A 23,956-nucleotide genomic window follows, 5' to 3' on the forward strand; every position below is an offset into this window, starting at 1 on the left:
TTAAACTACGGAAATCTCCAACCTTTCAGGATGCAAAGCATGCCGTTGCCCGCCTTCAAGGCCTACGACATCCGCGGCCGAGTTCCGGATGAACTCAATGAAGATTTGGCCAGCCGAATCGGTTTTGCCCTTGCAGCCCAACTTGATCCAGGCCCGGTAGTACTCGGCAAGGATGTCCGCTTGAGCAGCCCATCCCTGCTTGAAGCGCTGGCCAACGGCTTGCGCTCGGCGGGGCGCGACATCATTGATATCGGCCTGTGCGGGACCGAAGAGGTTTACTTCCAGACTGCCCATTTGAAAGCGGCCGGCGGCGTAATGGTCACTGCCAGCCACAATCCGATGGACTACAACGGCATGAAACTGGTCCGTGAAGGCTCCAAACCAATCAGCGGAGATACCGGGTTGTTTGCAATCCGTGATTCGGCCGAGGAAAGGACAGATGCCCTTCCGCCTGTTGCCGGAACGACCCGCAGCCACACCGACAAATCGGCTTACATCCAGCACTTGCTCAGCTATGTGGACCGCAGTCAGCTCAAGCCCCTGAAGATTGTTACCAACGCAGGCAACGGCGGCGCAGGGCTGATCATCGACCAGCTCGCGGCCCACCTGCCGTTTAAGTTCAGTCACATCCAGCATGAGCCGGATGGAAGCTTCCCCAATGGCATTCCCAATCCACTGCTACCAGAAAACAGAGCTGCCACCGCTGATGCAGTCATTGAGCATGGCGCTGACTTTGGTATCGCCTGGGACGGCGACTTTGACCGTTGCTTCTTTTTCGATCACTCCGGCCGCTTCATCGAAGGCTACTACCTCGTCGGATTGCTGGGTCAATCCCTCCTGGCACTCAACCCAGGGGAAAAGATCATCCACGATCCACGCTTGACCTGGAACACCATTGAGATGGTCGAGCAGGCAGGTGGCACCCCCATCCTGAGCAAGACGGGTCACGCCTTCATCAAGGAGCGAATGCGTTCAGAGAACGCGATCTACGGTGGAGAAATGAGCGCACACCATTACTTCCGCGACTTCGCCTATTGCGATTCGGGCATGATTCCCTGGTTGTTGATTGCCTCGCTTGTCTCCTCGAGCGGCAAGTCCCTTGCCGAGCTCGTCGAGCACCGCATGGCTCGTTTCCCGTGCAGTGGCGAGATCAACTTCCGCGTAGCAGATGCCAAGACAGCCATAGAGAGGGTCATGGATCACTTCTCCGGGCTCCAGCCACAACTGGACCACACAGACGGGATAAGCGCCGATTTCGGCGATTGGCGCTTCAATCTGCGCTCGTCCAACACTGAACCATTGCTACGCTTGAACGTTGAATCCCGTGGTGACGCCGCACTGATGCAGGCCCGCACCAACGAGATCTCCGCCCTTCTTTCCTGATCCGCTTACAAGGACGCATCTTCAATGAATGACATCCTGCCGGTAATCCTTTCCGGCGGCTCCGGCACTCGCCTATGGCCGCTCTCACGCGAATCGTACCCGAAGCAGTTCCTGCCATTAACTGGTGACAGGACCATGCTGCAGGCTACCTGGTTGCGCGTGGCGGCGATCGCAGGAAGGGCTCCGTTGATCGTGGCAAACGAGGACCATCGTTTTGTCGCTGCCGAACAGCTGCAGCAGGTCGGTGCTGAACCACAAGCCATTCTGCTCGAACCCATGGGCCGAAACACGGCACCGGCAATCGCAGCAGCAGCGTTGGAAGCGACGCGGAACGGTGATGACGCACTTCTTCTCGTCCTTCCCTCGGACCACGTGATAACAAAGGAGAAGCAATTCCAGGATGCGGTTCTGGTTGCAGCTGAATCGGCGCGCTCGGGAAAGCTTGTCACCTTTGGCATCGTCCCGACGGCACCGGAAACCGGCTACGGTTACATCAAGGCGAGCACCGGAACAGGCGCTCGTCCAGTGGATCGTTTCGTCGAAAAGCCGGATATGGCCACCGCACAGGGCTATCTTGCTTCGGGCGAATACTTCTGGAACAGCGGAATGTTCCTGTTCAAGGCCTCCCGGTATCTTGAAGAACTCGCCAAGCACAATCCCGCGATCCTTGAATCCACCCGCAAAGCATGGGTGGCTGCCACGCGCGACACCGACTTCGTCCGTTTGGACAAGCAGGCGTTCAGCCAGGTCCCCTCCGACTCGATCGACTATGCGGTCATGGAAAATACAGGAGACGCCGCGGTGGTTCCACTGGAAGCCGGCTGGAGCGACGTGGGCTCCTGGACTGCTCTGCGGGAGGTTTCGGAACAGGACGCCGATGGCAATGCGCATCACGGTGACGTCATCGCACTCGATTGCCGCAATACCTTCGCCTATGGCGATCGTCTGATTGCAATGATCGGGCTGGAAGACGTGGTCGTCGTTGAAACCAACGACGCAGTCCTTGTAGGCAAGTCCGAATACATGCAACAGGTCAAGGATGTGGTTGCACGCCTCAAGGCCGAAGGTCGCAGCGAGGCCACCTGGCATCGCAAGGTCTATCGCCCTTGGGGTGCCTATGACTCGATCGACAACGGCGAGCGCTTCCAGGTGAAGCGCATCACCGTCAAGCCGGGCGGCACCTTGAGCCTGCAGATGCATCATCACCGTGCCGAGCACTGGATTGTGGTCAGCGGCACGGCGGAGGTCACTCGTGGTGACGAGGTACTGCTGCTGACCGAGAACCAGAGCACGTACATCCCGCTGGGCGTCACCCACCGCCTGCGTAACCCGGGCAAGCTGCCACTGGAACTGATCGAAGTGCAGTCGGGCAGCTATCTGGGTGAGGACGATATCGTACGCTTCGAGGATACCTACGGACGCGCTTGAGATCCTCAACAAGCGGCAAACAAAACCCCGGGGAAACCCGGGGTTTTCTGTCAGCTGTATTGGTGCCGTGCGAGATCGCCGGACGGCAAGATCAAATCAACCGTTTGCGATCTCGCTCATCACCTGCCGCAAACCCGCCTGCCAGACCGGCAGTTTGATTCCGAAATCCTGCTGCAACTTGCGGTTGTCCAGCACCGACCAGGCTGGACGCTTTGCCAGCGTCGGGTACTCCGCACTGGAGATTGGCTGGACGTTTGGCGCCTTGATCAACACACCCAGCGCGACCGCCTCAGCGAAAATAGCCTCGGCAAAATCATGCCAACTGGTCTGTCCTGAAGTCGTCAGGTGCCAAGTCCCGGACAACTGCCTGGGATGCTGCAACACCTGCGCTGTGACATCCGCAATCAACGCCGCCGGTGTCGGCGTGCCGACCTGATCGGCGACTACGCGCAACTCATCGCGCTCGGCACCTACGCGCAGCATCGTGCGCAGGAAGTTGCCTCCATGCGTCGCATATACCCAAGCGGTACGGAAAATCAGATGGGGGCCACCAGCAGCACGCACCGCCTCTTCGCCATCGCGCTTGCTACTGCCATAGACACCCAGCGGTGCCGTTGCCTCGGCTTCAACGTAGGGAGCCGTGCCCTGCCCATTGAAAACGTAATCAGTGGAGTAATGCACCATCCGCACGCCATGTGCCGCACACCATCTTGCGATCACCTCGGGTGCCTGCGCATTGACCCGGAATGCAGCCTCGGGCTCCTGCTCTGCCTTGTCCACAGCAGTGTAGGCAGCGGCGTTGACCACTACCGACGGCTGCAGCCGATCCAACAACGCGGACAGGCTGTCGGGAGCATCAAAATCTGCGATCTCGCAGTCGCTACCGTCGGCAAGCTTGCCGCTACGGGTGGTAGCTACGACAGGACCGAGTGGCGCAAGCGCACGCAGCAACTCCTGCCCTACCTGTCCATTCCCGCCAAAAACCAGCAGCGTCATGGGACATAGACCGGAAGACGATCTTCAACGATGTCCTTCAAGAACGGTGCAGCCTCATCCTTGGCGGACAGCGTCGGGGCACCGATGGGCCAGTCAACGCCGATGTCGGCGTCATTCCAGCGGATGCAGGCATCTGCTTCCTTCACATAGACGTCCGTGCACAAATAGCTGAACAACGCCCGCTCCGAGAGCACGGCAAAGCCGTGTGCAAAGCCTTCAGGTATCCAGAACTGCCGCTTGTTCTCCGCGCTCAGGATGACCGCCTCCCACTGACCGAAGGTCGGTGATCCGCGACGTATATCCACTGCCACGTCATACACCTCACCTTCCAGCACACTCACCAGCTTGCCCTGCGGACGCGGCCATTGGTAGTGCAACCCGCGCAGCACGCCATTGCTGGACGCAGACACGTTGCTCTGCACGAACTTCCCAGGCAGACCCCGCGCCTTGAAACGCTCCGCATTCCATGTTTCAAAGAAGAAGCCACGCTCATCGCCGAACAACGCAGGCTCGATGACCACACAGCCGCGCATTGCGGTATCAATCACTTTCACGGAACGATGCCTCTTTGAATCAATTTCTGCAGGTACTGCCCGTAACCGTTCTTGGACAAGGGCGCGGCCAGCGCTTCGAGTTGCTCGGCGTTGATCCAACCCTGACCATAAGCAATCTCCTCGGGGCAACAAACCTGCAAGCCTTGACGGGTCTGGATGGTTTCGATGAAGTTGGAGGCTTCCAACAATGACTGGTGCGTACCGGTATCCAGCCATGCGTAGCCACGGCCAAGCGGCTCCAGATGCAAACGTCCCTCATCCAGATAGCGCTGGTTGAGATCGGTTATCTCCAGCTCTCCACGCGGCGATGGCCTTAGCTCAGCGGCATAGTCGCTCGCATTCCCATCATAGAAATACAGGCCAGTCACTGCATAGTTGGAACGCGGCTCGATGGGCTTTTCCACCAATCCAACAACTTTTCCATCCTTGTTGAACTCAGCCACACCATAGCGCTCAGGATCACTGACCCAGTAGCCGAATACGGTGGCCCCGGTATCGCGTGCATCGGCACGCTTGAGCACCTCGCGCAGACCAGTGCCGTGGAAAATATTGTCCCCCAGTACCAGGCAGCTGGGCTTGCCGCCAACGAAATCGCGACCAATCAGATACGCCTGCGCCAAGCCGTCTGGGCTGGGCTGCACTGCGTACTGGATGTCCATTCCCCATTGCGAACCATCACCCAGCAATTGTTGGAACAATGCCTGCTCGTGCGGCGTGTTGATGATCAGTACTTCGCGGATCCCGGCGAGCATCAGCACACTGAGTGGGTAATAGATCATCGGCTTGTCGTAGACCGGCAGCAACTGCTTGCTGACGCCCTTGGTGATCGGATACAGCCGTGTACCCGAGCCGCCAGCCAGAATGATGCCTTTACGTTGCGTCATGGTTATTTCCTTGTTGATCCCGCACGATGGCGTGGCGCTCAATCGAAGACATCAAGCGTCGGTACCGATGCGCTGCAGACGATAGCTGCCATCCAGTACGCCATTCACCCACGGCTGGTTCTCCAGGTACCAGTCCACGGTGAGAGCAATGCCCTGATCGAAGCTGAACTTCGGCTCCCAACCCAGTTCGTCCTTGAGCTTGGACGCATCGATTGCATAACGGCGGTCATGCCCCGGGCGATCGGTGACATAGGTGATCTGCTCGGCGCGCGACTTGCCATCTGCCCGCGGGCGGCGCAGATCCAGCAGAGCACAGATCGCCTGCACCACTTCGATGTTCTGCTTCTCGGAGTTGCCTCCCACGTTATAGGTTTCACCAACCTTGCCTTTGGCCAGCACGGTACGGATCGCCTCGCAGTGATCGGCGACGAACAGCCAATCGCGGACCTGCTTTCCATCGCCGTACACTGGCAGCGGCTCTCCAGCCAACGCCTTGGCGATCACCAGCGGAATGAGCTTCTCGGGGAAGTGGTACGGGCCGTAGTTGTTCGAACAATTGGTGGTCAACACCGGCAAACCATAAGTGTGGTGGAAAGCACGCACCAGGTGATCTGAAGCCGCCTTGGACGCCGAATACGGCGAATTGGGCGCGTATGGCGTGGTTTCACTGAACTTGCCGGTCTCGCCCAGCGTGCCGTAGACCTCATCCGTGGATACATGCAGGAAGCGGAAACTGGCGCGAACAGTCGCCGGCAAAGCCTTCCAATAATCGCGCACCGCCTCCAGCAGACCAAGGGTTCCGACGACATTGGTCTGGATGAAGGCGCCTGGGCCGTCGATGGATCGGTCCACGTGGCTCTCAGCGGCGAAGTTCAGGACCGCATCAGGGCGGTGCTCGGCCAACAGCTGCGCCACCAATTCGCGATCGCCTATGTCTCCGTGCGCGAACACATGGTCAGGGTTCCCTTCCAGGCTGCCGAGGGTCTTCAAATTGCCTGCATAGGTCAACGCATCCAGGTTGATGATGCGGACACCCCTCGCCACCGCCTCCAGCACAAAATTGCCGCCGATAAAGCCGGCACCGCCGGTCACAAGCCATGTGGTCACGCGTTGATTCTCCCGTTATTACGTCTGCTCGGCAGCAAACAATCCGTACAAGGATATAACGCACCCTGCTGCCGGACCTGCACCATTGACAACGAAGCCCCTGCACGCCAAGTTGTCCGGACATTTGACAGCATCACCTGCGCACCATACGCCTTCGCACAGACCCATCAACCCAGCTAGAATCGAGAAAATTTGTCCCCGGCCCTCGCCGGCCCCCATCAGCAACCGAAGGACCCCGCAGCACATGAAGATCCTCGTCGCGTACAAGCGCGTGGTGGACTACAACGTCCGCATTCAAGTCAAGCCGGATGGTTCCGGCGTGGTCACCGATGGCGTCAAGCTTTCGCCGAACCCGTTCGATGAAATCGCCCTGGAAGAAGCCCTGCGCCTGCGCGACAAGGGCATTGCCACGGAAGTGATCGTCGCCACCATCGCCCCGGCAGACGCCCAGGCGCACCTGCGCAACGGCCTGGCCATGGGCGCCAACCGCGCCATCCACGTGGTCACCGATCAGGCCATCCAGCCGCTGACCGCCGCCCGCACCCTGCTCAAGCTGGTGGAAAAAGAACAGCCGGACCTGGTCATCCTCGGCAAGCAGGCGATCGACGACGATGCCAACCAGACCGGCCAGATGCTGGCCACGCTGTGGGCGCGCCCGCAGGCCACCTTCGCCTCCAAGGTCGAGATCACTGATGGCAAGGCCACGGTCACCCGTGAAGTCGACGCCGGCCTGGAAACGCTGGAAATCGATCTGCCGGCAGTGATCACCACCGACCTGCGCCTGAATGAGCCGCGCTTCATCAAGCTGCCGGACATCATGAAGGCCAAGGCCAAGCCACTGGAAACCCTGCAGCTGGCCGACCTCGGCGTCGAGGCCGCAGATACGTTCAAGACCACCCAGTATGCCGCGCCGTCCAAGCGCAGCAAGGGTGTGATGGTGAAGGATGCTGCCGAACTGGTAGCCGCACTCAAGCAGAAGGGGTTGTTGTAATGGCCAAGATTCTCGTCATCGCCGAACACCTGGACGGCAAGCTCAACAGCGCCGTCGCCAAGACCGTGTCGGCAGCTACCGCCGTGGGCGGCGACATCGATGTACTGGTGCTGGCGGCCGACCCAACCGCCATCGCCGCCGAAGCCGCGCAGATTGCCGGCGTCAGCAAGGTGCTGACCATTGCCAATTCGGCCAATGAACACGCGCTGGCACAGATTCAGGCGCCGCAGATCGCCAAGGCCGCTGCCGGCTACAGCCATGTATTCGGCCCGTCGACCACCACCGGCAAGGATGTAATGCCGGCCGTAGCCGCCCTGCTCGGCGTCAACCAGGTCTCGGACCTGATGTCGGTCGAAGGCGCGCATACCTTCAAACGTCCGATCTACGCCGGCAACGCCATCATCACCGTCGAAGCCCCGGCCGATCAGGTCGTCGTGGCGACCGTGCGCGCCGCGTCCTGGCAGGAAGCCGCCAAGGGCAACAGTGCCCCGATCGAAGCGATCAGTGTTGATGCCGCCCTGCCGGGCCACACCCGTTTCATCAGCCTGGCTGCCGGCAAGAGCGACCGTCCGGACCTGCAGAGCGCCAAGCGCGTTGTCTCCGGTGGCCGCGGCGTCGGCTCGGAAGAGAACTTCAAGGTGATCTACGCGCTGGCCGACAAGCTCGGTGCCGGCGTCGGTGCCTCGCGCGCCGCGGTGGACGCAGGCTACGTGCCCAGCGACATGCAGGTTGGCCAGACCGGCAAGATCATCGCCCCGGAGCTGTATATCGCCGTGGGCATCTCAGGCGCCATCCAGCACCTGACCGGCATCAAGGACGCCGGTACGATTGTCGCGATCAACAAGGATGGCGACGCGCCGATCTTTGAGATTGCCGATATCGGGCTGGTGGGAGATCTGTTTACCTTGCTGCCGGAGATTGAATCGGCACTCTGACTACAAAAGCCCGCTCTATCTGCGGGGCACTACGTGGCAGAGACTTCGCAAGAAAACGACATCAGCGCCTCAGAGCGCTGATGTCGTTTATATATACAAGATCAGTTGTCCCCAAACAGGTCGCGCGTATAGATCTTCTCAGCCACATCAACCAATTCATCGGACAAGCGATTGGTAATGATCACATCAGCCTCCCGCTTGAAGCTTGCAAGGTCGTTGACCACCCTCGAATTGAAGAACTCAGTCTCACCCAGGCATGGTTCGTGAACAATCACCTCGATGCCTTTGGCCTTGATGCGCTTCATGATTCCCTGGATGCTGGACGACCTGAAATTGTCCGAGCCTGCCTTCATGATCAAACGATACACACCAACAACTTTGGGCTTCCGATCAAGAATGTCATCCGCAATGAAATCCTTGCGTGTCGTATTCGACTGGACAATAGCCCGAATCAAAGTCTGCGGTACGCTTTGGTAGTTCGCGAGCAATTGTTTCGTATCTTTTGGAAGGCAGTAACCGCCGTACCCGAATGACGGGTTGTTGTAGCCCTGGCCGATACGCGGATCCAAGCAGATTCCCTCGATAATCTGACGGCTATCCAGACCATGCGTCAAAGCATAGCTGTCCAGCTCATTGAAGTACGACACCCGCATTGCCAAGTAGGTGTTTGCAAACAGCTTGATGGCTTCCGCCTCCGTCGAGTCCGTAAAAAGAACCGGCACATTCTTCTTCTCCGCCCCGCCTTCCAACAAGCCACCGAACATCCTGGCAGCCGTCGTGCGATCACCGACGATGATACGGGACGGATACAGATTGTCATGCAAAGCACGGCCTTCCCGGAGAAACTCGGGAGAAAACACAATGTTGGCCACCCCGAATCGTTCGCGCATTCTGCGTGTATAGCCGACAGGAACAGTGGACTTGATGATCATCGTCGCGTGCGGATTGATTTCCAAGACCTGTGCAATCACGGCTTCGATCGATGCTGTATTGAAGTAATTGCTCTCCGGATCGTAATCCGTCGGCGTCGCAATCACGACGAACTCCGCCCCCTGATACGCTTCGACCGGATCAATCGTTGCCTTAAAGCGCAGCGTGCCGCTTGACAGTGCCAAAGAGATATCTGGATCAACAATCGGCGAGCGGCCTGCGTTCAGCATATCCACCTTCGCCTGCACAATATCCAGAGCCACTACATCATGATGACGTGCTAGCAGCACGCCATTGGAAAGACCAACGTAACCGGTCCCAGCAATCGCAATCTTCATAAGACCTCATTAACACGGACAGCAGTGGCACGGTTACCACCCGCTGGAGAAATTGGGAGCTCGGCTGCCACGGGCGTGAAACCATAGTCATGCAACCATGCACGCCCTTCGAGTACCGCGCTGACAAGCAATTGGCTTCCTTGGATCCCGTCCCTCGGGACAGCAAAGACGATCTCCAGCTCCTGTCCCGGAAGCAACATCCCTTGCATACCGAGATCGACACGTGGAACCCATTCTTTCGAATCCGCCTGCTCCCCAGGCACTACCGTCTGCCATGAAAGGCGCAATGGGTGCGAGCCGCTTTGCGATGCATCGAAGATTCCCTTGGAATCATTCTTCACGGACACCCGCACTTCAAACTCCAGCTCCGACGACTCAATCGAGCGCACCTGCACGCCAAGTTTCACCGCCTCGGTCAACGGCAATTCTCCCCAGGGGCCAACATCGCACGTCGGCTCTCCTACGACACGGGTGACTGGTGGCGGATCAGGCAACTGGAAACCGGGGTGCCCATTGAAGAACGCAGACGCCGCCTTCAGCCGGATGGCAGCCTGCGCACAGCCAGAACCTTCTTGGCCCGGCCTCGGCTCGTATCCCGGGGGTATGTTGCCGGAGTATCCATTCAGCGTTGGTCGGCTCATATCCTGAGCAAGGATGACTCCGTCGAGCTCCGTCTCGATAGGAGACTGCCCGTCGCGCATTGGCGTGAACAGGACGGCATCCTTCCCTGAACCTTCGCCAATGTCTCCGCGTAATGTTTCGATCCTGTCGCGCGCAACCTGTATGTCATAGCTCGTGGTCCGAACCGTGGCTGATTCAGCAATCATCGCCAACGCCAGCACTAGCACCAGCGGGCGCCAACCATCCTCCGGGCGCCGAACGGCATCCACAGCAAGTGCCACAAGCACCGCCATCGGCAATGCCATGGCCAACCCGATTCGCGCAACCGCGCGGATCGAGCCAACCCCCGGAAGCTGGAGGACGAGAAGGTAAAGCGAATAACCATGTACGCTCAACGTCACCAGCGCCAACAGCATCAGCGATAGAAACGCCACCCAGCGAAGGCGCTGCTTCGACCGGAACAGCGCCACCAAGCCCAGTCCCAACATGCCGACACCGAAGAAAAGCTGGTGTTCGTGCCGCATTGGCAGCGCCACGGCAATCTGCCGACTAGCACGCCCCCATATCGCAGACTCGTCAGCCAGAAAATAGCTCTGAACATGCGGAAGCATGTTCGAGACTTCCTCAACCGAGCGCTGGAATCCATAGAGCTTTGAATAATGGAGATAAGGCCACATCAGCAGGGCCACACTCGCCATCGCGAACACGATTGCCAATAATGAGACCGCGACTTCGCCGCGTGCACCTTGCTCGCGCCATTGCCTGAACCACGGAACCCCCGCACTGCGTTCAAGCAGCAACTGAGCAGCCGCCCATGCCCCCAGCATGAGCACAAGGAAATAGCCAAGATAGATCGAAATGTAGAACTGCCCAGCCATGGCCAAAGCCAGCAGGCCGGCCCAGCGCCATCTGCCATCAGCCCGGAACGATTGCCAAAGCAACAGGGCGACCGGCATCAGGAAACGATAGCCGAGCTGCGCGTGCCCGTGCCTGGCGATGACAGGCATCGCAAATGCAAACGCAAACGCAGCCAAAGCACTGGCCAGCGGCGAGAAACGCAATCGCCGGAATACCCAGTGGCTGACGGCGAAGTTGGCTAGATACCCCCCCAGATACCACAGATCAAATGCCTGGTAACGATCCCAGCCAAGTGCTCGCAAAATGGCATAGATCCAAGCCGTACCCCAATGATTATCGGAAAAAGTGGATACCCCGGGCATCGGATAGTAGAAGCTCGGGCTCACCAAACTGGATTCCTGCCCGGTCATCCAGCGATAGAAATACTCAAGAACAACGCTATTGAATCGCGCGTCACCCAAGTCACCTGGCACGCATTGCAACCCACACGTTTGTGCGAAGGGCACCAGATAGAAGCCAATGATCAGCAGGACCAAGGGCCACAGCCAACGCCCCCACAATGACTGGCCCGGGAAATCTGATGGAAGACGCTGGATATCGGTCATTCGGCGATCTCAGACAATCACTTACAGCGATAGTCAGTCGGCATATGACTGTCCCGGAACGGGTCCGTCAAGGCATCCGTATACTGGCCCATCAACAGGCGGTGGGTCGGGAGCAAATTCTTCCTGTAGAAACGGCTGAAGGACGCTAGGCGCTCGCCCCGACCGGTTAACTTGACGCAACCATTGTCGATCTCAATCGTGCCTGATTGAAGCTGCTCGGTGAGCCGGACTTCCACCAAGTGATGCTCACGGACGTACTCATCAGTGAAAACCTGACGAAATGCGTCCTCACGAATGCCGCCCCCGCGCTGCTGAAGCTTTTCAAGTATGTAGAAGGACAGCGATCGATCTATGACCGTTGGAACCGAAATGGCAAAGATATAGCCACCAAGCAACCAGATAGCAGCCAACTGGATAACCTCTAGACGACTGAAGTCACGAAACCACTTCAATAGACCAAAGACAGAGAAAACCAGGCCCAAGGCAACGATCGCATCGAGGATGCTCGCGTAGAGAACCACATTGACGCGCAGATAGCGCATATGCAGGTAGTACACCAACAGCAAACCAAACACGAATGCAGTTGTTGCCAGAAGCGCCCTGGAGTACTTGCTCATTTGAACACCAAAAATTTGTTAGCGAAAAAACTGAAGGCCACCTGCATCGCCGTAGCAAACAAAAAACCAATGCGGTAGTCGTGGCCCAGCCGATCAGCCCAGACGTACATCACCAGCGCATGCAGCAAAGCGATGCCTACATATATCAGCACGAATAGTGTGCCTTGCTTGACGACGTCCCCTGTCTGGCCGCGGAACACGAAATACCGGCTCCCCAGAAAGGACACGGTGATACCGAAGATAGCGGCGATAGCATTCGCTATGCCAGCCAACGGGACATGCAGGACTTCGATGGCCAACTGAAGCACACCGTAATGAACGAGCGTCGCCACCACACCATTGATGAGATAGCGGACGACCTGCCCGGAAAGGCGGCTGTCAGCCACGTCGGGCATGCAACACCTCTTCGACAAAATCCCTATAGCTGCCTGCCACAAGTACACCACCGCTACGAAGCATGCCCGACAACATCAGGATGATCAGCGTAAGCGCGGCGGTCTGCAGGAAGACCAGCAGCAAGATGCCAGATACCAGCGAGAACCAGCCAGGAGTAGCGAAACCGATGGCCTTCAGTACCATCGCCAAAATGCCGCCGAGTACCGAAAGCCCGGCAACGATCGTGCATGCGATGCCGACGCGCACCAACACGTCCTCGGCAAACACCATCAATGCCCTGAAGCCATGAAGAGCCAAGCCGACGAAGTTCATCTTGCTGCGGCCCGCATAGCGGGCGCCACGGTCTAGCGAACAGCTCTGCACCCTAAGCTTGGACCCCAGCACAGCGGCTGCAACATGCGTCCATAGCTCCTGCATCGATGCCAGACGACGAACTGCTGGCATCTTGGCGGCCATGAAGTTGCCAAAGCTGATCTTTCTGCCACTAAGCAGGGAAAACAGTGCCTTGTAAACGACGTAGAACACCTTGAACTTGATCGACTCGACACGGCTTTTGCGGGTCGCCACCACTACATCAACCTCCGCCAAGGCCAAGCCGGCTACCAAATCCGTAATGCTATCCGGCATATCTTCGCCATCAGAATCCATAACCACCACGATCACGTCGTCACCAAAATGCTCGGCGACGTAACTCAGGCCTATTGCAATCGCCCTTTGATGACCCACATTGCGGCGCAGCTTGACAACGACGCCTTCCAGGCCGGATGCCTTGATCGCCGAGATGTCCAACGGCTGGCGGACAGAGCCATCATCAACGGCGACGATATAGGTATCCGGCCCTTGCGTGCGAGCCAGCTCCAAGAAGAGCTTGGATGATGCTTCTAGATCCTCGTAAACCGGCATCACCACAACTTTCCGTTCCGTCGCCACGTCAGGCCTGCAAACGATGACGGAAATACGCGATCGTTTCCTTGAGTCCATCTTCAAGGGCTACCTTGGGCTCCCAGTCGAACATGGCCTTCGCCAAGCTGATATCCGGCTGACGCTGCTTGGGATCATCTGACGGTAGCGGACGGAACTCGATCTTCGACGTCCCCCCGACCAGACGAAGCACGGTTTCCGCAAGTTCCAGCATCGTGAACTCACCGGGATTTCCAATATTGACCGGGCCGGTGAAGTCTGCGGGGGAATCCATCAATCGAAGCATCCCTTCGACCAGGTCATCGACGTAGCAGAAACTGCGGGTCTGTGTGCCATCCCCATAAATCGTGATTGGCTCACCCTTGAGCGCCTGCACAATGAAGTTGCTCACCACCCTGCCATCGTTCGGATGCATTCGCGGGCCATAGGTGTTGAAGATACGCATCACCTTGATCTCCAACTGGTGCTGACGCCAATAGTCAAAGAACAAGGTTTCGGCACAGCGCTTGCCTTCGTCATAACAGCTGCGGATACCAATGGGGTTGACGCGCCCCCAATAACCCTCGATCTGCGGGTGAATCTCGGGGTCGCCGTAGACCTCACTGGTGCTAGCCTGCAGGATGCGAGCCCCCACCCGTTTGGCGAGGCCCAGCATATTGATTGCACCATGCACGCTGGTCTTGGTCGTCTGCACGGGGTCGTGTTGGTAGTGGACGGGCGATGCCGGACAAGCGAGGTTGAAGATACGATCCACCTCCACATACAGGGGGAAGGTCACGTCATGCCGCATCAGTTCGAAGCGGGGGTGCTTCAAAAGCCCATCGACATTGAGCTTGCTACCGGTATAGAAGTTATCAACGCACAACACATCGTGCCCGGCATCGATCAGGCGATCACACAAATGCGAGCCTAGAAATCCAGCACCACCGGTCACCAAAACACGCTGTTGGGAAAAAGCCATATCAATCCTCTGGTAATCATGATCGACCGTGCAACCAGAGCCGATCAGACGGCATCCCACGCGGCCAAGACGCGTGAATTGTAGTTGATCTTCCTAGCGGCGTCGCTGCCGATTCAGCGTGACACCCTAGTCATTTTCTTGCGGCCGAACTAGCCCCGGGGACCAACCAGGCCCTTCCGAAAGCCCGTCGCCGCGCCTCCTTCCTGCCTCCACCGGGAGCCCTCTATCAAGCTTTGGCGTCACTCGTGCCGCCTAAGCGCTATCCAGCTTCATGGTCCTGACCGACAGTCCCAGCGGACGACAATCGGCGCTCTTTTCGTGTTTGCACGGCGGACTATGATCCTTGATGACGAAGCGGATATCGAAGGACTGACCAGCCTTCAGAATTTCTGCGGGTATGGCGATTGAATGCTCCTCATACTCCGGCCCAACCTGGAACTCCGATACCCTGTGCTCTCCCACCCACAGCTCTACTGGCTTGCTGCCCTTCGAGAAAGGAAGATAGGCCCTTGCGTCGACGGAGAGTATCCAGCCGCCTTCATTCGCGCGTTCCGCGAGTGTTCCTCGCAGGGACGCGACCTCTCCAACTGACCAGCGCGACATTGATTCCGGCGACTCCCAGCCGCAACCCAGATAGAACCCAACGCTATCGCTGTTATTGAATTCCAGCTGTTGTCCCAACCTCAGCACTGGATACGCGGGCAACAGACGGTAGCCATCAAGGGCGACGATGCTCTGGTCCGCAACTGATGCCCGGATCTCCACCTCACCCGTCGGCCCGGCAAAAACTAGTTCTCTGTCAAAAACAACCCCCTCCACCGGGAAGCGCGGAAGCTCGCCGCTCACGGCAACATAGCGACCGAGATCGGAAGCCACGTCAACATTGACCCCACTGCCATCGGTGATATGACCATAGAGTTGATAACGATATGCGCCGGGGCATACCTCCCGGTATGGGCCGTACATCAGCGTGCCAGCACGCTGCTGGCTCTCCAGCCTTCCATTGTCGACCTTACCGACCAGAGTGAGTTGATCTGGATTGAAGTGATCCCGAATGAGGAACGAACGGAAAAAGTTCTCTCCGAACGGCGCGGTCTCGGAAACAGCATCCAACTCTTGCCGCTTCAATACGACCTGCAAATGCGAGGAATCTATCAACCTGGGGCTATCCCCTCCCACGCGATACCAGAGACACCACTCAGCGCCTCCCTTTGACCGACCAAAGGACAGACAGCGATCGATATAGAGCAGCACGCCATCCGAAGGAACCTCACCGACAACCGGCTCGTAGCGCGTTCCGCCCGGATCGAAAGAAACGACATTCCAATGTTTGTCCAGCATCAAGGCGACGGGGAGCACATAACCCTGTGAGCCCGCATGTACAACATTGTCTTGTATAGAAACATCGCCTGCAATCGACCCCAGTCGCCACATGCGCTTTGCGTACTGGACGTAGGGGCGAAGATCTCGCCTTTCGCTGACCGCGCGCGACATTCCGTCCATCCTCTCACCCAGAAGCGAACGCCCGAAACCCAGCTTGCCCTCGAAGCCAAGCAAACCCAACACGGTCGCGCCCGTATCTACCGTTGCACCGGGTGCCCCGACCAACCGAGCTGGCTCTCCCGAGTTGAGCATCAGCAGCAGATTTCGCCGGTCCTCGGTCCCGCCCAACATGTCATCCAGATCATTCGGCAAAGACACATGGTCCGAAGCAAGAACCAGCAACGTGTTCTGCCAGCCGGGCTCCATCTTCAATCTCTCAACGAAACGACCGACAAGCATGTCGGAGCAATGCAACGCATCAAGCAGTGAATCGCCCTCTTTCCGGTCGTAGTTCAGCCCCTGACACGCCAACGGCATGTGCCCGCTTGGGGAATGGGTATCCAGCGTCAGCGCAGTAAGTACGAATGGACTGCCCTCCCGCGTCAGCTCGCCGTAACGATCAAGCACCGAGTCCAGCAAGACATCATCATGCACGCCCCAGTCAGAGAAGCGGTTCGAAGCAACTCCCTGTGACTGGAAGTACGCCTTGTCGCGCACTGTACTGAAGCCATGGCCAGCCAGAAACGAGCTCTTTCCTGCGAATTCACCCTGGGCGCCACCAATGAAATCCAGCCGATACCCAGACGATGCAAGCACATCGCCAAAGCAGGTCGCAGCCGGGAGGAACTGCTGCACGCGCCCAAGCCTGTTGCCGTCGCCGTGGCTGCTCAACGCCGTCAACGGAATGCCGCATTGCGAACTCACCAGACCGCCGATCGTCCAACCACTGCCAACCAGCGAGCGGACATCATTGAAATCCAGGCCCTGCCCACGCAGGCGCTCGATGTTCGGCAGAAGCCCCGGGAACCTGTCTTGGTCCAGGTAAGTACGCTCCAGGCTTTCCAAATAAATGATGACGACGTTCCGGTTGTTCGCCTGTTGCCTTTTGGGCAGCGAATACTCGTGCATTACTCCAGTGTCGTCCACCGTCTGCGTTTGGTGGTACAGGTGATAGATGTCCAAACTCGGAGGGCTGATCACCAGCAGCAAAAACGCCGCTGCATAGAAAATCCAGCCAGGCACCATGGCCGTCACCGGGATCCTCCACCTGGCAATCATCAACGGCAACAATGAAAGCAGCACGACTAATAGCAGACACGCAGAAGCAAAGATCAACTGCCTTGAGAAGTCGCCGACTCCGGCCCCGGCCATATCTGTGAGCAGGTGGTAAACGACGGCGTCATTCACCCCGTCGCCGCTCAACTCACCAAGAAGAGCGTAGGCCACAGCGATCAAGCCAAACAACGACAGAACAAGAAAGGCAACCCACACCCTTACACGAGCAACGCAAGCAAGACACAGCAAAATCAGGAATGAAAAATACATTCCAGCCCCCTAAAAAAAATAATGAACTGCAAAATCAATCAATTGCCTTCCATACGCCGACAGCATTCGAAGCGTCAAAATCGCCTAGGAGCAGACCACGCAGAAGCCAGCCATACTCCTTCCAACTTAGAACACGCCCCAACATCCCACCAGAGCCGAGATTTGCTTTGCTTGCGGACACCAGCAACGCAGCAAGTTCACTGTCCCCCCGGACCTGGAAGTACCGTGCATCGTCACCGGCTATCTCCCGAAAGATGGCGATATCCGACAGAAGCAGTGGCGTTCCAAAACGTGCCGCTTCAACCAACGGAAGCCCAAAGCCCTCCCATACTGAAGCTTGTATCAATCCACGGGCTGAGCGATAGGCAAGCTCCAACTCGGCGTTTGTCACCTTCTCAGGCCAAAACAGACGCTTTCCGAATTCCGGATGCGACTTGATCTGTGCCGCCAAGCGGTCAACACCCCAGCCCATCTTTCCAATGAGCAGCAAATTCACCGGCACACCGTCCGCCCAAGCCCTCTCGAAAGCTTTTATGATCGTTGCATGGTCTTTTCTGGGCTCAAGTGTCCCCACCGCAACGAATGTGGGGTCACCGGACTCAAATAGCGCCTGAAACTCGGGCCGTACCTGGGACTCAGCTGCCAGCTCGACCACTTCAGAGCCAAGGTGGACATAGCCAAACCGCTGGCCCGAACGGCGCGAGGGTTTGAACTCCTCAACCCACAACTCCAAGTCCTCCGCCGTCGTACGAGAGTTACAGACAAACAGATCGGCGTGCCTGACGGCGAATTCCGTCCATGCACGGAACGCCTGTGGCATCCCGTCACCACATGTTTCCGGAAATCGGAGCGGAATGATGTCGTGGAAGAAAACGGCAACATCGCCGCCGTTTTCCCTGATCTTCTCGATGCTTGGCAGGAAACGCTTGGGGCCCACCCATGCAGAATCCGCCAGAAAGAGCATATCCCGACTGCGAATACCCTCGTCTTCGTCATAGGCAGGACACTTTATACCCAGCGTCTTCTCGACCAGAAGATGTGCAGACTTGAGCGTCGCGCCTTCGTGATATACCGGAACGAACAGAATTCGCCCTTCTTCATTGCGAGCGCACAGTTCACGTACCAAGTTCCGAACCACACGCTGGATGCCGGTGCCATAGTCGACCTTGGCAAGCTCGCTCATGTCGATCAGCACCCGACGCGCTGCGCCAAAGTTTCCGATCGAGTCCAGCGCATGCCGTATCGGGCCTGCAATACTCCTTGCCTGCGCAGGCAAACAGGGCTTTAGCAGCGCAGCCATCTGGGCTGATGCCAAGCCCTCATAGCGAGCACGAGTACCTTCAAGCCAACACAGGACCCCCGCTGGATCCGTAGTCTCCAACAAGGCAACTACGGGCTTCCTGCGGAACATCGGCGCCAGTACCTGATTCAGAGTGCCCTGATCTTGCGCCGCCTCAAGCACGCCAAGACATTCCGCGAGCAACTCCGGAAGCGCGAAATCCGCTTCGGGAATCTTCCCGCCAGCCATCAGATCACGAAGCGACTCCCAGCTCGATCTAACGGCATCAGCGTGACCGCCGGGGAAAGCAAGGCCACTGAGCACGCCCGTCCTAGCATTCGCATGCACAACCGCCATCACATCGACCTCACCATCAAGCGGGAGCCGATCTTCCGGGAACTGCTGCACCTGCATATAGGACGGCCAATCAGCCACGTTCGGCGAAGCCAGTTCCAGGGACATCTCGCGTGAGCGCGCGGACAACTGCTCCACCCACTCGCGGTTGCATGCATCCTGCGGCAGCACCGGCACGACCATCGCAACCTTCGACTTTCCGCCCACCTTACGACGGGCCGAACGCGACGCATCCAACGCAGTTTCCCACGCATCCACGCTCAACTGCGCAGTCCGCTTCCAGGAGTATTCACCCACGCGCTCCAGACCGTATCTGCACAAGCTACTGCGCCACCCTTCATCTGTCAGAACACGCTGCAAAGCAGCTGAAACTGCCTTCGGCGCGCTCGCATCGAAACGTGCATCGTCCAGCTCAACTATCTCCTTCAGACTGGAGTTGTCACCCACCAAAACAGGCGCCCCGCATGCCATCGCCTCCACCACCGGCAACCCGAAACCTTCATAAAGCGAGGGAAACACGAATGCTTCGCAGCAAGCATAAAGATCGACCAGTTCGGCATCGGTAACATAACCCGTCATGAGCACAGTGTCCGCAGCAAGTCCACACTCCTGTGCGAACCGCAACAACTCCTTACTGCCTTCGGTCTGATTCAAAACAAGAACCATTCCCTCGCGCACCGCAGAGGGAACCCCAGCAAACCCCTCAATGGCCCCTCGAGTATTCTTTCGGTAATCACTGTTCCCCGTGTACAGGACATACTTTACTTTGAGGCCAAAGCGCTTCTCCAATCTGCCTCGCGCGGCCCCAAGATCCTGCGGCACCTGGAACACCTCGGGATAGCCTGCGTGCACCACATGGATCCGGTCCGGATCAACTTCCAGCAGGCTTACAACATCCCGTTTGCTAGCGTGGGAATTGGCAAGCAATATGTCGAATTCCCGCAACTGATTGATTTTGTGTTGATACCAGTTCGTTATCTGCGGAGTGACGAGGTACTGCTCCGGCATGACCAGCGGTATCACATCATGCACAAGACAGCTGGTCAGGCTTCCGCGCGCGCGCGCGATACGACCCAGACTGGAACATGGCTCGACAGCGCCTTCAAAGAGGCTCGGCACGTGCACAATGTCTGGCGTCATTGCCTCAACGTGAAGCCTCACCAATTCCTCGGTAAAAACCGTGCCCGGCTCCTCCACGGGATAGGCACTCCACAGGCCAGTGGGGTAGCGATAGCCATGTAGGCGATCGGCCGGCATGACATCTGAGAGCTCATTGAACAGGACTTGCGCCTGATCGCCGTAAGTCAGATCGACCATCCCATGCAACTCCAGGGGCATATCCTGCAGTGCAAGCAATGCCCCCAGATGCTCCCGCGTGTAACGCCCTATGCCCCGGGTTCGAGAGCCGTTCTGCAACGACTGTAGATCAAACAGGAGCGATGAATTACGTATTGCCATAGTTGTTCTCTTATATCCCTGGCGTCACGACTGATGCCTTAGAACGGCTTCGTTGCAATCACTGCGTAGTCCGGCGAGACCGACAGAAGGTCGACGAACCTGTTGACCTGATCCGCCCCGACTTCGTGTCCTGCCACGCGCCCCACTTCCGGCTCGAATCGCCCGTCTTCCAGCAAATCTACAGTCACATCAACAAACCCACGGTCCGATGCCATCCACGAGAGCAAGGGCGGAGGAATCGGATTACGATGCGTTGGGTCGAAATAGAAGTAGTAAATGCTGGTCCGTAGATTCTGAGGATTCGGGGTCTCCAGAATCAGCTTTCCTCCGGGTTTGAGGGCGATGAACGCCAGATCCATCAAACGCACCAGAACATCCACCGGCAAATGTTCAACCAAATGAATCGATGTGATCAACGCCAACGATGAGGGCTCCGCGGCTTCCAACGCTGTCAACACGTCAAGCAGAGCAACATCCAGGCCCGCCTTGATGTTCTCATCCACGAACATCGGATTGAGATCGATGCCCCTGCACTCATAGCCATTGGCAGCCATAAGGCCCAGTAGTTCGCCACGTCCGCACCCCAGGTCCAACACTTTCCGCGCCCCTGAAGTCGCCGCCGCCTTTTCGGCATATGGGAGATACACTTCGCTCCTGCGACTGATCATCTCCCGGCTGCCACGGAACTCCTCCTCAAGCCTTACATACATCCTAGCCAGGTCCTCCTCGCTGGCACCACGCGCGCCGCTGCCCTGGCCCTGCCTGGTAATCTCCTGCTGCCCCGTATCCAAGCGAGCTTCCAACATGTTCAGACGATCAATGACGCTGTCGATCCGCCGGCTTGCTTCGCCTTCGCTGCGAGCCATCGATCTACGCAAGGAATGCGCCGAGGAGGAAGCCTGCCGCTGCTGCTCATCACGCAGGTCCACGGCCAAGTCGCCAACGTGCTGCTCCAAGCGATCATCCCGCTCGGCCAGTCGCACCTCCAACTCCTCAATACTGCGAGGAATTCGATCCAGACGGACCAAAGACGTCACCCAGCGCAACGGCCTCCCCACCAGTGGTTTGGCGAACATCCGATGCAGGAAGTAAGCCAGTCGCAGGCCGTGAATCGGCACGCCCGCATGCAAACCCTCGGCGGATGAGCGCAGCCTCCCCAATATTTGGACCTTGCACAAACCACCGCTACGAAGCGCTGCTAAGTAAGCGCGCCTCCCCTCCGCTTCCGGGTTACGCCGCAGCACAGCTTGGTAAGCCACATCAACGAACTCCTCGCCCGAGTAGGCAAGCAACTCAGAAATCCGGTATTCCCCTTTCTGTACGAAACGGGATACAGCACGTCCCGACTGGTCTTCTTGCCTCCGGCTGCCCAATGGCAACTGCAGTTCCTGCATAACTCCACGAACATCAATCAGCACGTTTCAGTTCCTCCGCTCCGCGACCACCAATTTTCTTCAGCGAAATGTCCGCTGGAAGCCACGCAACACCGTCAAACCGCGGTTTACCAATATTCGCTACGTTGAATACGATAGCCAGATCACGCCACTCGTAGTTGTTCACGAGATGCGTCTCGGTACTGGAAAGTGCGATCGACACCGAGTAACTGCCCGCACCGAGGTTTGCGTCGAACTCGGAGACCATGCGAACACGCTCATTTGCTCCGAGATGCTCCAGTACCTGTCTGGTGTGATCGGTATTAGTCCCAAACACAGCTTGACCGAGGCGATCCTTGATCAGGTATCCCACCACAAGCCGGTCAACTGCCTTGACGCTGTGAATATCAATGCACAACCGTACGCGTTGCCCAACCGCTATGAACTCAAGAGCGGCGCCACTGGTGTCTGTGAAGAAGACCTTTTCGATGGTTGCCTCGCCGGTACCCGAGACAGTGACTACCGCCCCGCCCTCGTCCACCAGCTGCTGGATGGCCGCATCGCCTTCCTTCTGAGCAACTAGCGCGTTGTAGTAGTCCATAACTCCGACTGCATCGCCATCCATCAGCACCTTTCCACGCTCGATCAGGATGGCGCGGTCACACAGTGAAATCACCGCGGAAGGGTCATGACTCACGATCAGCAACGCGGTCCCCGCCGCCTTGAACTCCCGGATCCGCTTGAAACACTTGTGGATGAAGTACGTATCCCCGACAGAAAGCGCCTCATCGACGATCAGCAGGTCGGGACGGAACGCGGTAGCGACACTGAAAGCCACGCGCATCTGCATGCCGCTTGAGTAGGTTCGCACAGGCTGGTCAAAGTACTCCCCAATCTCGGCGAACGCCTCGATCTCATCCATCGCGCCGTTGATCCGCTCTTGCGAATATCCCATCAGCCCGGCCGAATGCATGACGTTCTCCCGCCCGGTCAAATCCGAATTGAACCCCATCCCCAGTTCGAGAATGGCTGCGACACGACCCGAACGGGTAACCGTCCCGACTGTGGGCTGCGTCGTTCCAGTAATCAGCTTCAGCAGGGTGGATTTTCCTGCACCGTTCTGACCCACGATACCGACGGTCTCACCAGCCCCGATGGAAAAGCTCACATCGCGCAACACCCAATGCTCAACCCGGGGACGCAATGGCAAACCGAACCAGGAAGCCACCCGAAGCCACTCGCTCCCCCACTTTCTGTATGCCTTGCCCAGACCAGAAACCTGAAGAGAACCACTCATAGCACATCCACCATTTCCGAACTCGCACGACGGAACATTACCAGACCGATAAACAGCATCAACAATGATGCACATACAAGCAATGCCAGCTCCTTTAGAAGAGGAGGCTTATTGAAAACGAGAACGTTCTGATAGCTTGTTATCAGCGGATACAGCGGATTAAACGAAAACACGCGACGATAGCTCTCAGGGAGGATATTCAGCATATAGACCACTGGCGTCATCCAGAATAGCGCCTGCAGTATCACGGGTACAACCTGACCGATGTCCCGCATAAATACATTCAAAACACCTAGAATCATCCCCAACGAAAGCGCAAACAGTAAAGTAACAACCATGAGCGCAGGCAACCAGACCGCCTCGCTTCCAGGAAGGTGGCCTAACACCGCAAACACGCCAAAAATAGCCACAAGGAGCAGAATGTTATTCACGAGCATGGTACCTGCCGCGATCAAAGGCAGGCAAATGCGGGGAAATGACATTTTCTTCAGCATGTTCGCGTTATCCACGAACAGGCCTACGCATTTGTTTATGGTTTCCGCGAACAGACTCCAACCCAGCGTCCCGGCCATGAGATAGAGTGAGTAGGCATATTTATTATCCACCCCCGGCAGCTTTGCCGATAGCACTTCTGAAAGAATCAGCGCGAATATCAACACCTGTGCAAGTGGATGAATGATCATCCACAACGCCCCAAGCTTGCTTCTGATAAATCTTGATCGCAGCTCGTTTTTTATCGATGAAAAAATAAAATACCGATAGTCGCAGATTGCCTTCAACATGCCGAACATGGCAACACTTC

At 57.5% G+C, this 23,956-nt stretch carries 19 protein-coding genes; 4 read left to right on the forward strand and 15 right to left on the reverse strand.

Annotated elements, in window-relative coordinates; genetic code table 11:
* The first annotated feature begins 39 nt into the window (after positions 1–39).
* Positions 40–1,383, forward strand: a complete 1,344-nt coding sequence (locus tag ACVOMB_RS04615) for a phosphohexomutase domain-containing protein (RefSeq protein WP_481530091.1) — start codon at positions 40–42, stop codon at positions 1,381–1,383.
* Positions 1,384–1,407: 24 nt separating this feature from the next.
* Positions 1,408–2,811, forward strand: a complete 1,404-nt coding sequence (locus tag ACVOMB_RS04620) for a mannose-1-phosphate guanylyltransferase/mannose-6-phosphate isomerase (protein WP_481530092.1) — start codon at positions 1,408–1,410, stop codon at positions 2,809–2,811.
* Between the two features lie 96 nt (positions 2,812–2,907).
* Here the strand turns inward: ACVOMB_RS04620 and rfbD are convergent, their stop codons facing one another.
* Genes rfbD through rfbB form a run of 4 tightly spaced genes read right to left on the reverse strand, consistent with a single transcriptional unit; the run spans position 2,908 to position 6,352 of the window.
* Positions 2,908–3,807 (reverse strand): dTDP-4-dehydrorhamnose reductase, encoded by a 900-nt coding sequence (rfbD, locus tag ACVOMB_RS04625; RefSeq protein ID WP_481530093.1) that lies wholly within the window; start codon positions 3,805–3,807, stop codon positions 2,908–2,910.
* Positions 3,804–4,361, reverse strand: coding sequence for a dTDP-4-dehydrorhamnose 3,5-epimerase (gene rfbC / locus ACVOMB_RS04630; RefSeq protein WP_481530094.1), 558 nt, complete (start codon positions 4,359–4,361; stop codon positions 3,804–3,806). The genes rfbD and rfbC overlap by 4 nt, the downstream gene beginning before the upstream one ends.
* On the reverse strand, positions 4,358–5,245 hold the full coding sequence (gene rfbA / locus ACVOMB_RS04635; protein ID WP_481530095.1) for a glucose-1-phosphate thymidylyltransferase RfbA: 888 nt from the start codon (positions 5,243–5,245) through the stop codon (positions 4,358–4,360). Before rfbA ends, rfbC begins: the two co-directional genes overlap by 4 nt.
* Positions 5,246–5,296: 51 nt before the next feature.
* Positions 5,297–6,352, reverse strand: a complete 1,056-nt coding sequence (gene rfbB / locus ACVOMB_RS04640; RefSeq protein ID WP_481530096.1) for a dTDP-glucose 4,6-dehydratase — start codon at positions 6,350–6,352, stop codon at positions 5,297–5,299.
* Between the two features lie 244 nt (positions 6,353–6,596).
* Here rfbB and ACVOMB_RS04645 point away from each other — a divergent pair, with 244 nt between their 5' ends.
* Together ACVOMB_RS04645 and ACVOMB_RS04650 are read left to right on the forward strand one after the other, a co-directional pair.
* Positions 6,597–7,343: an electron transfer flavoprotein subunit beta/FixA family protein gene (locus ACVOMB_RS04645; protein ID WP_481530097.1), complete on the forward strand. Its 747-nt coding sequence runs from the start codon at positions 6,597–6,599 to the stop codon at positions 7,341–7,343.
* Positions 7,343–8,278 carry an electron transfer flavoprotein subunit alpha/FixB family protein gene (locus ACVOMB_RS04650; protein ID WP_481530098.1) on the forward strand — a complete coding sequence of 312 codons (936 nt, stop codon included), beginning with the start codon at positions 7,343–7,345 and terminating at the stop codon, positions 8,276–8,278. Before ACVOMB_RS04645 ends, ACVOMB_RS04650 begins: the two co-directional genes overlap by 1 nt.
* Positions 8,279–8,379: 101 nt before the next feature.
* On the opposite strand, the gene ACVOMB_RS04655 is transcribed toward ACVOMB_RS04650, so the two are convergent.
* The 11 genes from ACVOMB_RS04655 to ACVOMB_RS04705 all read right to left on the reverse strand — a co-directional run bounded on the left by ACVOMB_RS04655 (position 8,380) and on the right by ACVOMB_RS04705 (position 23,945).
* On the reverse strand, positions 8,380–9,546 hold the full coding sequence (locus ACVOMB_RS04655) for a nucleotide sugar dehydrogenase (protein ID WP_481530099.1): 1,167 nt from the start codon (positions 9,544–9,546) through the stop codon (positions 8,380–8,382).
* Positions 9,543–11,630 carry a TgpA N-terminal domain-containing protein gene (locus ACVOMB_RS04660; RefSeq protein ID WP_481530100.1) on the reverse strand — a complete coding sequence of 696 codons (2,088 nt, stop codon included), beginning with the start codon at positions 11,628–11,630 and terminating at the stop codon, positions 9,543–9,545. The genes ACVOMB_RS04655 and ACVOMB_RS04660 overlap by 4 nt, the downstream gene beginning before the upstream one ends.
* 17 nt (positions 11,631–11,647) lie before the next feature.
* Complete coding sequence (locus ACVOMB_RS04665; protein ID WP_481530101.1) at positions 11,648–12,247, reverse strand: hypothetical protein; 600 nt, start codon at positions 12,245–12,247, stop codon at positions 11,648–11,650.
* Positions 12,244–12,642: a GtrA family protein gene (locus tag ACVOMB_RS04670; RefSeq protein ID WP_481530102.1), complete on the reverse strand. Its 399-nt coding sequence runs from the start codon at positions 12,640–12,642 to the stop codon at positions 12,244–12,246. Before ACVOMB_RS04670 ends, ACVOMB_RS04665 begins: the two co-directional genes overlap by 4 nt.
* A complete protein-coding gene (locus tag ACVOMB_RS04675) occupies positions 12,626–13,546 on the reverse strand; it encodes a glycosyltransferase (protein ID WP_481530125.1) in 921 nt (306 codons plus the stop codon). Before ACVOMB_RS04675 ends, ACVOMB_RS04670 begins: the two co-directional genes overlap by 17 nt.
* A 28-nt stretch (positions 13,547–13,574) precedes the next feature.
* The gene (locus ACVOMB_RS04680) at positions 13,575–14,525 is read right to left on the reverse strand and encodes a UDP-glucuronic acid decarboxylase family protein (protein WP_481530103.1); all 951 of its coding nucleotides are present in this window, start codon (positions 14,523–14,525) and stop codon (positions 13,575–13,577) included.
* Between the two features lie 252 nt (positions 14,526–14,777).
* Entirely contained in the window at positions 14,778–17,393 is a 2,616-nt protein-coding gene (locus tag ACVOMB_RS04685) for a sulfatase-like hydrolase/transferase (protein ID WP_481530104.1), read from the reverse strand.
* A 34-nt stretch (positions 17,394–17,427) separates the two neighbouring features.
* Positions 17,428–20,484, reverse strand: a complete 3,057-nt coding sequence (locus tag ACVOMB_RS04690) for a glycosyltransferase family 4 protein (RefSeq protein ID WP_481530105.1) — start codon at positions 20,482–20,484, stop codon at positions 17,428–17,430.
* 38 nt (positions 20,485–20,522) lie between these two features.
* Positions 20,523–21,902: a methyltransferase domain-containing protein gene (locus tag ACVOMB_RS04695; RefSeq protein ID WP_481530106.1), complete on the reverse strand. Its 1,380-nt coding sequence runs from the start codon at positions 21,900–21,902 to the stop codon at positions 20,523–20,525.
* A complete protein-coding gene (locus ACVOMB_RS04700) occupies positions 21,892–23,154 on the reverse strand; it encodes an ABC transporter ATP-binding protein (protein WP_481530107.1) in 1,263 nt (420 codons plus the stop codon). The genes ACVOMB_RS04695 and ACVOMB_RS04700 overlap by 11 nt, the downstream gene beginning before the upstream one ends.
* On the reverse strand, positions 23,151–23,945 hold the full coding sequence (locus ACVOMB_RS04705) for an ABC transporter permease (RefSeq protein WP_481530108.1): 795 nt from the start codon (positions 23,943–23,945) through the stop codon (positions 23,151–23,153). Before ACVOMB_RS04705 ends, ACVOMB_RS04700 begins: the two co-directional genes overlap by 4 nt.
* Positions 23,946–23,956: the final 11 nt, after the last annotated feature.

Source organism: Stenotrophomonas sp. STEN018, from assembly GCF_056760235.1.

What these genes read in the sequence shown, in the direction of transcription:
- ACVOMB_RS04615 (WP_481530091.1), top strand. Translation starts at nt 40, where the DNA reads ATGCCGTTGCCCGCCTTCAAGGCCTACGACATCCGCGGCCGAGTTCCG.
- ACVOMB_RS04620 (WP_481530092.1), top strand. Translation starts at nt 1,408, where the DNA reads ATGAATGACATCCTGCCGGTAATCCTTTCCGGCGGCTCCGGCACTCGC.
- rfbD (WP_481530093.1), bottom strand. Translation starts at nt 3,807, where the DNA reads ATGACGCTGCTGGTTTTTGGCGGGAATGGACAGGTAGGGCAGGAGTTG.
- rfbA (WP_481530095.1), bottom strand. Translation starts at nt 5,245, where the DNA reads ATGACGCAACGTAAAGGCATCATTCTGGCTGGCGGCTCGGGTACACGG.
- ACVOMB_RS04645 (WP_481530097.1), top strand. Translation starts at nt 6,597, where the DNA reads ATGAAGATCCTCGTCGCGTACAAGCGCGTGGTGGACTACAACGTCCGC.
- ACVOMB_RS04650 (WP_481530098.1), top strand. Translation starts at nt 7,343, where the DNA reads ATGGCCAAGATTCTCGTCATCGCCGAACACCTGGACGGCAAGCTCAAC.
- ACVOMB_RS04655 (WP_481530099.1), bottom strand. Translation starts at nt 9,546, where the DNA reads ATGAAGATTGCGATTGCTGGGACCGGTTACGTTGGTCTTTCCAATGGC.
- ACVOMB_RS04660 (WP_481530100.1), bottom strand. Translation starts at nt 11,630, where the DNA reads ATGACCGATATCCAGCGTCTTCCATCAGATTTCCCGGGCCAGTCATTG.
- ACVOMB_RS04665 (WP_481530101.1), bottom strand. Translation starts at nt 12,247, where the DNA reads ATGAGCAAGTACTCCAGGGCGCTTCTGGCAACAACTGCATTCGTGTTT.
- ACVOMB_RS04670 (WP_481530102.1), bottom strand. Translation starts at nt 12,642, where the DNA reads ATGCCCGACGTGGCTGACAGCCGCCTTTCCGGGCAGGTCGTCCGCTAT.
- ACVOMB_RS04675 (WP_481530125.1), bottom strand. Translation starts at nt 13,546, where the DNA reads ATGCCGGTTTACGAGGATCTAGAAGCATCATCCAAGCTCTTCTTGGAG.
- ACVOMB_RS04680 (WP_481530103.1), bottom strand. Translation starts at nt 14,525, where the DNA reads ATGGCTTTTTCCCAACAGCGTGTTTTGGTGACCGGTGGTGCTGGATTT.
- ACVOMB_RS04685 (WP_481530104.1), bottom strand. Translation starts at nt 17,393, where the DNA reads ATGTATTTTTCATTCCTGATTTTGCTGTGTCTTGCTTGCGTTGCTCGT.
- ACVOMB_RS04690 (WP_481530105.1), bottom strand. Translation starts at nt 20,484, where the DNA reads ATGGCAATACGTAATTCATCGCTCCTGTTTGATCTACAGTCGTTGCAG.
- ACVOMB_RS04700 (WP_481530107.1), bottom strand. Translation starts at nt 23,154, where the DNA reads ATGAGTGGTTCTCTTCAGGTTTCTGGTCTGGGCAAGGCATACAGAAAG.
- ACVOMB_RS04705 (WP_481530108.1), bottom strand. Translation starts at nt 23,945, where the DNA reads ATGTTCGGCATGTTGAAGGCAATCTGCGACTATCGGTATTTTATTTTT.